9 protein-coding genes are annotated in these 11,785 nt (G+C 66.0%); all 9 read right to left on the bottom strand.

The features are described from left to right. Positions 1 to 52 precede the first annotated feature (52 nt). Complete coding sequence (locus L2U69_RS02865) at positions 53 to 733, bottom strand: ABC transporter ATP-binding protein (RefSeq protein WP_236104832.1); 681 nt, start codon at positions 731 to 733, stop codon at positions 53 to 55. Continuing rightward, complete coding sequence (locus tag L2U69_RS02860; protein ID WP_236104831.1) at positions 726 to 1,973, bottom strand: lipoprotein-releasing ABC transporter permease subunit; 1,248 nt, start codon at positions 1,971 to 1,973, stop codon at positions 726 to 728. The genes L2U69_RS02865 and L2U69_RS02860 overlap by 8 nt, the downstream gene beginning before the upstream one ends. Before the next feature lie 28 nt (positions 1,974 to 2,001). Next, positions 2,002 to 3,324: a proline--tRNA ligase gene (proS, locus tag L2U69_RS02855; protein WP_236104830.1), complete on the bottom strand. Its 1,323-nt coding sequence runs from the start codon at positions 3,322 to 3,324 to the stop codon at positions 2,002 to 2,004. Positions 3,325 to 3,931: 607 nt separating this feature from the next. Beyond that, positions 3,932 to 4,192: a DUF1467 family protein gene (locus tag L2U69_RS02850; protein WP_236104829.1), complete on the bottom strand. Its 261-nt coding sequence runs from the start codon at positions 4,190 to 4,192 to the stop codon at positions 3,932 to 3,934. A 76-nt stretch (positions 4,193 to 4,268) separates the two neighbouring features. After that, the gene (locus L2U69_RS02845; RefSeq protein ID WP_236104828.1) at positions 4,269 to 5,858 is read right to left on the bottom strand and encodes a ribonuclease J; all 1,590 of its coding nucleotides are present in this window, start codon (positions 5,856 to 5,858) and stop codon (positions 4,269 to 4,271) included. 101 nt (positions 5,859 to 5,959) lie between these two features. Continuing rightward, positions 5,960 to 6,754, bottom strand: a complete 795-nt coding sequence (locus L2U69_RS02840) for a biotin--[acetyl-CoA-carboxylase] ligase (protein WP_236104827.1) — start codon at positions 6,752 to 6,754, stop codon at positions 5,960 to 5,962. A 22-nt stretch (positions 6,755 to 6,776) separates the two neighbouring features. Continuing rightward, entirely contained in the window at positions 6,777 to 8,237 is a 1,461-nt protein-coding gene (gene nuoN, locus L2U69_RS02835; protein WP_236104826.1) for an NADH-quinone oxidoreductase subunit NuoN, read from the bottom strand. Further along, on the bottom strand, positions 8,237 to 9,793 hold the full coding sequence (locus L2U69_RS02830; protein ID WP_236104825.1) for an NADH-quinone oxidoreductase subunit M: 1,557 nt from the start codon (positions 9,791 to 9,793) through the stop codon (positions 8,237 to 8,239). Before L2U69_RS02830 ends, nuoN begins: the two co-directional genes overlap by 1 nt. Next, positions 9,790 to 11,784, bottom strand: a complete 1,995-nt coding sequence (nuoL, locus tag L2U69_RS02825) for an NADH-quinone oxidoreductase subunit L (RefSeq protein ID WP_236104824.1) — start codon at positions 11,782 to 11,784, stop codon at positions 9,790 to 9,792. The genes L2U69_RS02830 and nuoL overlap by 4 nt, the downstream gene beginning before the upstream one ends. Between the last annotated feature and the right edge of the window lies 1 nt (position 11,785).

The following is an 11,785-nucleotide window of genomic DNA, read 5'->3' as shown; positions in this document are numbered from 1 at the left end:
CCCGCTTGCGGGGAGAGGGTTGGGGTGAGGGGCAAAGCGACGGAAGGGCCTATCAGGCCGAAATCAGCTTGCCGTCGTGCAGGGTGACGATGCGGGTCATGCGGGCGGCGAGCGCGGGGTTGTGAGTGGCGATCAGGGCGGAGAGCCCCTGCTCCTTCACCAGATGCAGGAGTTCGCCGAAGACGTGGTCCGCCGTCCGCTCGTCGAGATTGCCGGTCGGCTCGTCCGCCAGCAGCACCTTCGGGCCGTTGGCCAACGCCCGGACGATGGCAACGCGCTGCTGCTCGCCACCGGAGAGCTTGGCCGGCCGGTGGCCTGCCCGCGCCGACAGCCCGACCCGGTCGAGAAGGTCCAGGGCACGGTCCCGGGCCTTCGCCTTGGCCGCGCCGGCGATGAGCTGCGGCATCATCACATTCTCGAGCGCGGAGAATTCGGGCAGCAGGTGGTGGAACTGATAGACGAAGCCGAGATGCTGGAGGCGCAACCGCGTCCGTTCCCGGTCCGGGAGATCGCCCGCCACCGTGCCGCCGACCACGACCTTGCCGCCGCTCGGCTTTTCGAGAAGGCCGGCGATGTGCAGAAGCGTCGACTTGCCGGCGCCGGACGGGCCGACCAGGGCGACCACCTCGCCCCGGTGCAGATCGAGGTCGGCGCCGCGCAGCACGTCGAGCCGTTCGGCGCCCTGGGCGAAGGTCCGGGTCACACCGTCGAGGCGAAGGGAGACCTCACTCATTGCGCAGTGCCTCCACCGGATCGAGTCTCGCCGCCCGCCACGAGGGATAGAGCGTGGCGAGGAACGACAGGGCGAGACCCATCAGGACCACGGTCACCACCTCGTCCACTTCCATCTTGGCCGGGATGCGCGACAGGAAATAGATCTCGTCCGGGAACAGGCGGGCACCGGTCAGGCTCTGCAGGAACTGGCGGATCGCCTCGATATTGTCGCAGAAGACGACGCCCAGGACGAAACCGCCGAGCGTGCCGATGACGCCGATCGAGGCGCCGCAGATCAGGAACACCCGCATGATCGAGGCGCGCGAGGCGCCCATGGTGCGCAGGATGGCGATGCCCCTGCCCTTGTCCTTCACCAGCATGATCAGGGACGAGATGATGTTGAAGGCGGCGACGACGATGATCAGGGTCAGGATCAGGAACATCACGTTGCGCTCGACCGCCAGCGCGCCGAAGAAGGTGGCGTTCATCACCTGCCAGGTCATGGCGCGCAGCGGTGTGCCGCCGCCCATCGCCCTCAGCTTCTCGGCGACCGCGGCGGAAGCGTCGGGATCGGTCAGCATCACCTCGATCGCCGAGACCCCGGGCCCCGTGCGGAAGAAGGCGCGCGCCGGATCGACCGGCATGAAGATGAAGGTGTTGTCGTATTCCGCCATGCCCATGCTGAACAGGCCGACGATGCGATAGGCCTTCATGCGCGGCGTCGTGCCGGCGACCGTGGTGGTGCCGTTGGGCGAGACGATGGTCACCCGGTCGCCGACGGAAAGCCCCATGCGGTCGGCCATGCGATCGCCGAGCATGACCACGTCGTCGCCCTCGAACGCATCGATCGAGCCGGCGACGATATTGTCGGAGACCAGCGGCAAGCGTGCCAGATCGGCTTGAGAGAGGCCGCGCACGAGGCCGCCGCCGGCCTGCCCCCGGGCCGAGACCATGACCTGGGCCTCGACCATGGGCATGGCGGAGACCACTTCGGGCAGGCCCTCGAAGCGCTTCGCCAGATCGTCGTAGTCGAGCACGGGGCCGACCTGGGCCTGGACGATGACATGGCCGTTGATGCCGAGGATGCGGCCCATGAGCTCGGCGCGGAAACCGTTCATCACCGCCATGACGATGATCAGGGTCGCGACCCCGAGACCGATGCCGAGCAGGGAGAACCAGGCGATGATCGAGATGAAGCCTTCCTGGCGCCGGGCACGCAGATAGCGCCCGGCCAGCACCCATTCGAAACGTCGGAACATCGCTAACTCCCGGTCGGGCTCTATCGCCTCAGGCCTTCACCAGCACATCTACGACATCGTCTATGGCGATTTCGCGGCGTTCCCCGGTCTTGCGGCTCTTCACCTCGACCACGCCGTTGGCAAGGCCGCGCGGCCCGACGTGAAGCTGCCACGGCAGGCCGATCAGATCGGCGGTGGCGAATTTCGAGCCGGCCCGCTCGCCCGTGTCGTCATAGAGGACGTCGACGCCGGCGGCCTCGAGCGCGGCATAGAGCTTGTCGCAGGCGCCGTCGACCGTGGCATCGCCGGACTTCAGGTTGATCAGCGCGACCTTGAAGGGCGCCACGCTGTCCGGCCAGATGATGCCGTTGTCGTCGTGGCTGGCTTCGATGATGGCGCCCATCAGGCGCGACACGCCGATGCCGTAGGAACCCATCTCCAGCTCGATGCTCTCCCCGTTCGGGCCGGCCACGACGGCGCCCATGGGCTTCGAATACTTCGTGCCGAAATAGAAGATGTGGCCGACCTCGATGCCGCGCGCCGCGATGCGCTTGTTCGCCGGCACCTCGGCCTCGAAGCGGGCTTCGTCGTGCTTCTCGTCGGTCGCGGCATAGAGCCCGGTCCAGCGCTTGATGATGGGCGACAGGTCGCCGTCGAAATCCACCTCGGTGCCCAGGATGTCGTAGTCGACCAGATCGCCATGGCAGAACACGGCGCTTTCGCCGGTGTCGGCCAGGATGATGAATTCATGGCTCATGTCGCCGCCGATGGGGCCGGTGTCGGCGGCCATGGGAATCGCCTTCAGGCCGAGGCGGGCATAGGTGCGCAGATAGGCGACGAACATCTTCTCGTAGGCGCGGCGCGCGGCCTCCTTGTCGATGTCGAAGGAATAGGCGTCCTTCATCAGGAATTCGCGCCCGCGCATGACGCCGAAGCGGGGACGCACCTCGTCCCGGAACTTCCACTGGATGTGATAGAGGTTCAGCGGCAGGTCGCGATAGGACTTGATGCTGTCGCGCACGATCGCGGTGATCAGTTCCTCGTTGGTCGGGCCGAACAGCATTTCGCGCTCGTGCCGGTCCGTGATGCGCAGCATCTCCTTCCCGTAGGCGTCGTAACGCCCGGATTCGCGCCACAGGTCGGCCGACTGGATGGTCGGCATCAGCAGTTCGACGGCGCCGGAACGGTCCTGTTCCTCGCGCACGATGCGCTCGATGTTCTTCAGGACGCGAAGCCCCAGCGGCAGCCACGAATAGATGCCGGCGGCCGACTGGCGGATCAGCCCGGCCCGCAGCATCAGGCGGTGGGAGACGATCTGGGCTTCGGCGGGATTTTCGCGGAGGGTGGGCAGGAAATAACGGCTGAGGCGCATGTCGGACATCTCGTTGATCTGGGGGGCGAAGGTAGGGAAATCCCGGCCGCCACGCAATCGCCCTGCCCATTGATTCAGCGCCGTGCCAACCCGCGGCGCGCCCCCCGCGACGAATCGCCTCGTCATCCGTTTGGATGAGACGCCGTGCCCAAAATCTGCGCCTTCCCCCCGGAAGGGATGAGCGTTAAAGCCTCATTTAAGAGCAGGATGCATGTTTTCGAAGCATCCATGCCGAAAATGCGTGACTCCCATGCTGAACCTGATTATCGTATCCGACACCAAAGAGGGGGCCGGTAGGTCCACCCAAGTTTAGGGAGGAAGCGCCTTCGGCATCAAAGGTCGGGAATAACGACCAACCGAAAGAGCATAAGTGCGGCGTTTCAGCAAGGCCCCTCGTGGGCCTTGTGCCATTTCTAGACCTCTTCTTTTCCGGACTTTTCCTCCCCCGCCGCGTCCTGCGGCACCATCGCCATTGGGATGAATGCCCTCCGTCGGCCCATGGCCGGCGCGGAGGCGCCGTGTCACATGAATGGGACGGCAAAGGCGGAAGACCCGCCCTCCACGTTGATCGACGACACCGAAACGGCCGGGCAGCCGGCCGCGCCGATCAATAGGAGTTCATGAAGTCCCGATAGCCGAAGGGATCATATTCGACCACCAGATAGAAGACGCCGAGCAGCAGCAGCGTGATCCCGGTGGTGATCAGCACCTTGCGCAGCATGGGCGGGTTATGCGGGATGCCGGCGGGCACCCCCGCCTCGGTCTTCACGCCCTCTTCCTCGTGACTGCGCACACCCCAGGGCAGGACCGCGAAGAACACCAGCCACCAGGTGATCGAGAAGAAGACGAGACCGCCGATGAAGGTCATGGGCAAATTCCTCTGCCGGTCGAAACGATGCCGGCACTCTCACTGCGGCGGACGTTAGGCCCCTCGTCCTCGCACCTCAACCCCGAAGCCGGATCACCTGGACGTCGGTCACGGGCTTTCGCCCGGTCAGGCGGTTGGCCGCGCGCCGCGCCGCCATGCGCGCCGCTTCCGCCAGGGTATCGGCATCGCCCGTCTTGCCGCGCGGCAGGGCCGTCGCGACCGCGTCGGCGATTTCCTCGGCGAGATCGGTCTCGTCGTCCTCCGCGAGGCCGGCGACGACGACGTCGGGATCGGCCGCCAGGCGCCCGCGCCCGTCGAGAACCAGGGTGACCACCAGATGGCCGGCGAAGGCGATCTTGCGCCGGGCCGTGATCGCGGGATCGTCGACCGGTACCAGAACCTCGCCGTCGAGGGCGAGACGGCCGGATTCCACTTCACCGATGATGTCCGGCTCCCCGGGGGCGAGACGCAGCACGTCGCCGTTCTTGATCACCGGCGCATGGCGGACCTGAAGGCTGCGGGCGAAGGCCGCGTGCTCGACCAGATGCCGCGCCTCGCCGTGAACCGGAACGGCGATGTTCGGCCGGACCCAGCCATACATTTCCGCCAGTTCGTCGCGGTTCGGGTGGCCCGAGACATGGATGAAATTGCCCTTCTCGGTGATCACCTCGACGCCCGAGACGGCCAGCAGATTATGCACCTCGCCCAGCGCGATCTCGTTGCCCGGGATGATCTTCGAGGAAAAGATCGCCGTGTCGCCCTTGCCGAGCGCGATGTGCCGGTGCTCGCCCCTGGCGATCCGGGCCATGGCGCCGCGCGGCTCCCCCTGGCTGCCGGTGCAGAGGTATAGCACCTTGTCCTTCGGCAGGTAGCCCGCCTCGTCCTCGTCGAGAACCGGCGGCAGGTCGGTCAGATAGCCGGTCTCCTTCGCCGCCTCGACCACGCGGTGCATGGAGCGCCCGACCAGGACGAGATGGCGATCGGCCGCCGCCGCCGCGACCGCGATCGAGGCGATGCGCGCGACATTGGAGGCGAAGGTGGTGACCGAGACCCTTCCGGTCAGCGGGCGGATCATCTCGATCAGGCTTTCGCGCACCGCCGCCTCGGACCCCGAGGTGCCGGGCGAGAAGACATTGGTCGAATCGCAGATCATCGCCAGCACGCCGGAGGTGCCGAGTTCCTCGAGCCGCCTGGCATCGGCCGTGTCGCCGATCAGGGGTTCGGGGTCGAGTTTCCAGTCGCCGGTATGAAGCACGGTGCCGAGCGCGGTCGTGACCGCGACCGCATTCGGCTCCGGGATCGAATGGGTCAGGGTGACCAGTTCGCAGCCGAAGGGGCCGAGTTCGACCTTGCCGTTCATCGGCAGGATATGCAGCTTGGCCTCGCGCTCCAGCCCCACTTCCTTCAGCTTGCGGCGCACCAGGGCGGCGGTGAAGGGGGTGGCATAGATCGGGCATTGCAGCCGGTCCCAGAGATAGGGCACGGCGCCGATATGATCTTCATGGGCATGGGTCAGGACGAGGCCGACCAGATCCTCGCGCCGGTCCTCGATGAAGGTCGGATCGGGCATGACCAGATCGATACCCGGCAGGCGCTCGTCGCCGAAGGTGACGCCCAGGTCGATCATCAGCCATTTGCCGGCATGACCATAGAGGTTCAGATTCATGCCGATTTCCCCGGAACCGCCCAGGGGAACGAAAAGCAGTTCGTCGGCCCGGGGCCGACGATCGAAGGGGCGGGGCTGATCGCCGCCGCCGTTACGCCTGTTCAAAGAGCAGCTCCATCCACGCCGGGCAGGAAGATGTCCCCGGCCGTGATCGCGCGGGAGGTCCCGCCATCCAGAAGAAGATCCAGGGCCCCGTCGGGCCGAAGGCCGGCGAAGACGCCGACCAATGTCTCATGGGCGAGGCGGACCGTCACCCGGTCGCCCAGACCGGCGGCGCGGGCCAGCCAGGATTCGCGGAGCGCCTCGAAACCGTCACGCTCCCAGAGGCCGATCCAATGGGACAGGCGCGGCAGAAACAGGGCGAGCAGATCCATGGGCGTGGGCGCCGTGCCCAGCGCCGCCGTGACCGAGGTCGCGGGATAGGGCATGTCGGGCGGATAGGACGCCAGATTGACGCCGACACCGATCACCAGGAATTCCAGGGCGCCGTCGCGCCCGGTCGCCGATTCCAGCAGCATCCCCGACATCTTCTCGTTGTCGAGCAGCATGTCGTTCGGCCACTTCAGGCGGAAACGGTCGCCCGCCCCCGTCGCCTCGGCCAGCGCGTCATGAAGCGCGAGCCCGGTGGCGAAGGCGAGTTCCGCCGCCCGCGCGGGCCCGGCCACCGGCCGCAGCAGGACGCTGAAGAAGAGATTGCCGCCCTCGGAAACCCAGGCCCTTCCGCGCCGGCCCCGGCCCGCGTTCTGGCGCTCGGCGACGACGACCAGTTCGCCCGCATCGCCCGCCGCCGCCCGGCGCCGCGCTTCCTCGTTCGTCGAGTCGATCTCGTCGAACTGAAGGATGCGCCAGCCGCCGATGTCCGGCCGTTCGGTTCCGCTGTCGCCGTCTCCCGCCATGGCGCCCGACCTCCGCCGTCGCTCAGGGCAGCAGGGTCTTCGCCGCCGCCCCGGCCGCGGTGACCAGGGGTGCCGGCACCACGAAATAGAGCACGGTCAGGAAGCCGGTGACGCCGACCACCACCCGCGACGCCAGCGGGAACGGCAGTTCCAGCGGCGCCCCTTCCGGCGCGTCGAAATACATGATCTTGACGACGCGGAGGTAGTAGAAGGCCGACACCACGCTGGCCAGCATGCCGATGACCGAGAGGACATAGAGCCCCTGCTCGATCGCCGAGATGAAGACGTAGAACTTGGCGAAGAAGCCGGCCAGCGGCGGGATGCCCGCCAGCGAGAACATGAAGGCGGCCATGACGAAGGCGAGCCAGGGGTGGCTCCGGCCGAGGCCGGCGAAATCCTGGATCGTCTCGACCGCCTTGCCGTCCTTCCGCATGACCAGCAGCACGCCGAAGGTGCCGAGCGTCATGACCAGATAGATCGCCATATAGACGAGAACGCCGCGGATCCCCTCCTCGCCGCCGGCGGCGAGGCCGACCAGGGCATAGCCGACATGGCCGATGGAGGAATAGGCCAGCAGGCGCTTCATGTTGGTCTGGCCGATCGCCGCGAAGGCGCCGAGGAGCATGGACGCGATCGAGACGAAGATGATGATCTGCTGCCACTGGGCCGCGATCTCGCCGAAGGGCACGGTCAGGGCGCGCAGGAACAGGGCCATGGCAGCCACCTTGGGCGCCGCCGCGAAGAAGGCGGTGACCGGCGTGGGCGAACCTTCATAGACGTCCGGAGTCCACATGTGGAAGGGCACGGCCGAGACCTTGAAGGCGAGGCCGGCCACCAGGAAGACGATGCCGACGACGAGGCCGATGCCGGCCCCCTGCCCTTCGAGCGAGGCGATGCCCGCCGCGAGGTCGGTGAAATTGGTCGTGCCCGAGAAGCCGTAGATCAGCGAGCAGCCATAGAGCAGCATGCCCGACGACAGCGCGCCGAGAACGAAGTATTTCAGCCCCGCCTCGGTCGAGCGCACGTCGTCGCGGAGGAAGGCCGCGAGGACGTAGAGCGCCAGGGATTGCAGCTCCAGCCCGACATAGAGCGTGATCAGGTCGTTGGCCGAAATCATCAGCATCATGCCGACGGTCGCGAGCAGGATCAGCACCGGATATTCGAAGCGGTCGGTCGCGGCGCGGCGGAAGAAGTCGACCGACATCGGAATGGCGACCAGGGCGCCGATCAGCACCAGCACCTTCATGAAGCTGCCGAAACCGTCGACCACCAGCATGTCGTTGAAGCCGAGCACCTTCTCGCCGGTCCCGGCGCAGGCGGTCAGGATCAGCACGGCGATCAGCAAGCCGAAGGCGCCGAAGCGCACCAGGCCGGCGCTGCCCTCGCCCCGGAAGGCGCCGAGGACCAGCAGCGCCATGGCCCCGGCGGCCAGGATGATTTCGGGCAGGATCAGCACGAGATCCGTTGAAAGCGACGATGTCATCAGTGGCTCGCCCCTTGCTCAGCCCCCTCGGGCGCCGGCGCGTCGGCCGCTGCCGCCGCGTTCGCCGCCATCTTGGCCTGGGCTTGCGTGATCAGATTCTGGACCGAGGCATCGGTCGCAGCCGTGAAATAGGTCGGATAGATGCCGATCCAGAGCGCCGTGACCATCAGCGGAATGAAGGTCAGCTTCTCGCGCCAGTTCAGGTCTTCCATGTCCTGAAGGTCGGCATGGACCAATTCGCCGAACACCACCCGACGGTAGAGGTAGAGCGAATAAGCGGCGCCGAGGATCAGGCCGGTGGCGGCCAGGAAGGTCGCCAGCGTGCTGGCCTTGAAGGTGCCGACCATGATCAGGAATTCGCCGACGAAGCCCGACGTGCCCGGCAGGCCCACGGTCGCCATGGTGAACAGCATGAAGACGAAGGCATAGACCGGCATCCGGTTGACGAGCCCGCCGTAGCGCGCGATCTCGCGCGTGTGCAGCCGGTCGTAGACGACGCCGACGCAGAGGAACAGCGCGCCCGAGACGATGCCGTGGCTGATCATCTGGATGATCGCGCCCTGCAGGCCCTGCTCGGTGAAGGAGAAGGTGCCGAGGGTGATGAAGCCCATGTGCGCGACCGACGAATAGGCGATCAGCTTCTTCATGTCCTCCTGCACCAGGGCGACCAGCGAGGTGTAGATGATCGCGACGACCGAGAGGGCGAACATCATCGGCGTGAAGTAGACCGACGCCTCGGGGAACATGGGCAGGGAGAAACGGATGAAGCCGTAGCCGCCCATCTTCAGGAGAACGCCGGCCAGGATCACCGAACCCGCCGTCGGCGCCTCCACGTGGGCATCCGGCAGCCAGGTATGGACCGGCCACATCGGCACCTTCACCGCGAAGGAGGCGAAGAAGGCCAGCCACAGCCAGTACTGCATGTCGACCGGGAAGTTGTAGTTCAACAGGACGGCGACATCGGTCGTGCCCGCGGTCAGATAGATCGCGATGATCGCGAGCAGCATCAAGAGCGAGCCGAGCAGCGTGTAGAGGAAGAACTTGAAGGTCGCGTAGATGCGCCGCGCCCCGCCCCAGATGCCGATGATCAGGAACATCGGAATGAGGCCCGCCTCGAAGAAGAGGTAGAAGAGCACGAGATCCAGGGCGCAGAAGACGCCGATCATCAGCGTCTCGAGCACCAGGAAGGCGACCATGTATTCCTTCACCCGCTTGGTGATCACCTCGGAGGCGAGGATCGCCAGCGGCATCAGGAAGGTGGTCAGGATGACGAAGAGGACCGAGATCCCGTCGACACCCATGTGATAGGTGATCGTGTCGCCGATCCAGGCCGTCTTCTCCTCGAACTGGAACGCCGCCGTTCCATTGTCGAAGCCGGCCCACATCAGAAGCGAGACGAGGAAGGTCACCACCGTCGTGATCAGGGCGATCCGACGGATGTTCTGCTCGACCGCCTCGCCCTCACCCCGCGTCAGCAGGATCAGGACAGCACCGACGAGCGGCAGGAAGGTGGTGACCGAAAGGATGGGCCACCCCATGGCCAGGTCCGCGATCATGGCGTCACGCCCATTCGATAGATGTACCAGGAAACCAGGGCCGCCACGCCGATCAGCATGACGAAGGCATAGTGATAGAGATAGCCGGACTGGAGCTTGACCGCGCGCCGCGCGACGTCGAGCACCCGGGCCGAGATCCCGTTCGGGCCGAAGCCGTCGATGATCCTGCCGTCACCGCCCTTCCAGAACAGCCGGCCGATCAGGAAGGCACCGCGGATGAAGATCAGGTTGTACAGCTCGTCGAAGTACCATTTGTTCAGAAGGAACGCATAGAGTTCCTTGTGGGTCTTGGCGAGCGCGACCGGCAGGCGCGGCTTCAGGATGTAGAACCAGAAGGCGATGGCGATGCCGAGCACGGTGGCGACCAGCGGCGCCAGCTTCACCCAGCCCGGCACATGATGCGCGTGCTCGATCACCTCGTTGGCGGCCCCGACGAAGATCGCCCCGCCCCAGAAGGCTTCGCGGTGTTCGCCGACGAAGCTGTCGTAGAAGAAGAAGCCGGAGAAGATCGCGCCCACCGCCAGCAGCGCCAGCGGAATGGTCATGACCAGCGGGCTCTCGTGCGGGGTATGGCCGTGGCCGTGATCGTGGCCGTGATCGTCGTGGCCATGGGCGTGATGATCGTCGTGACCGTGACCGGCCCAGCGCTTCTCGCCGTGGAAGGTCATGAACAGCAGGCGCCAGGAATAGAAGGCCGTCAGCGCCGCCGCCAGCACGCCCAGGGTGAAGGCGTAATTGCCCACCCCCGAATGCGCCGAATAGGCGACTTCGATGATCATGTCCTTCGAATAGAAGCCCGCGAAGAAGGGCACCCCGGCCAGGGCCAGATTGCCGATCCACATCATGGCATAGGTGAACTTGATATACTTCCAGGTGCCGCCCATGTTGCGCATGTCCTGCTCGTGGTGCATCGCATGGATGACCGAGCCGGCGCCGAGGAACAGCAGGGCCTTGAAGAAGGCATGGGTGAAGAGGTGGAAGATCGCCGCCTCATAGGCGCCGACACCCGCCGCGAAGAACATGTAACCGAGCTGCGAGCAGGTCGAATAGGCGATCACGCGCTTGATGTCGTTCTGGACGAGACCGACCGTCGCGGCGAAGAAGGCCGTGCTGGCGCCGATCACCGTCACCACTTCGAGGGCGACGGGGGCATATTCGAACAAGGGCGAGCAGCGCGCCACCAGGAAGACGCCGGCGGTCACCATGGTCGCGGCGTGGATCAGGGCCGAGACCGGGGTCGGGCCTTCCATCGCGTCCGGCAGCCAGGTGTGCAGGCCGAGCTGTGCCGACTTGCCCATGCAGCCGACGAAGAGCAGCAGGCAGATGGTGGTCAGGATGTCGACGTCGTAGCCGAGGAATTCGAAGCTCTTGCCCGCCTGTTCGCCCGCCGCGCCGAAGACGCTGTCGAAGGAGAGCGAGCCGAACACCAGGAAGATCGCGAAGATGCCGAGGGCGAAGCCGAAATCGCCGACCCGGTTCACGACGAAGGCCTTGATCGCCGCCGCATTGGCCGAGGGCTTCTTGTACCAGAAGCCGATCAGCAGATAGGAGGCGAGACCCACGCCCTCCCAGCCGAAGAAGACCTGGAGGAAGTTGTCCGCCGTCACCAGCATCAGCATGGCGAAGGTGAACAGCGACAGATAGGCCTGGAAGCGCGGAATATGCGGATCTTCCGACATGTAGCCGGCGGAATAGATATGGACGAGCGAGGAGACGCTGGTGACCACCACCAGCATGACCGCCGTCAGCGTATCGACCCGCAGCGCCCAGTCGACCTCGAGCGCGCCGGAGAGCACCCAGGTCATCAGATGGATCTTATAGGCGCCGCCCTCGTGGCCGGTGACCCCGAAGAAGGTGATCCAGGACAGCACGGCCGACACCACCAGCAGGCTGGAGGTGACGATCTGGGCGCCCCGGTCGCCGAGAAGCCGCCCGAAGAAGCCGGCGATGACGGCCCCGAGCAGCGGCAGGAATACGATGGCCGCGATCATG

This window comes from Zavarzinia marina, assembly GCF_021568905.1.
Lineage (GTDB): Bacteria > Pseudomonadota > Alphaproteobacteria > Zavarziniales > Zavarziniaceae > Zavarzinia > Zavarzinia marina.
Note: the sequence above shows the minus strand (reverse complement) of the source record. Positions and strands in the feature narration are given on the sequence as shown.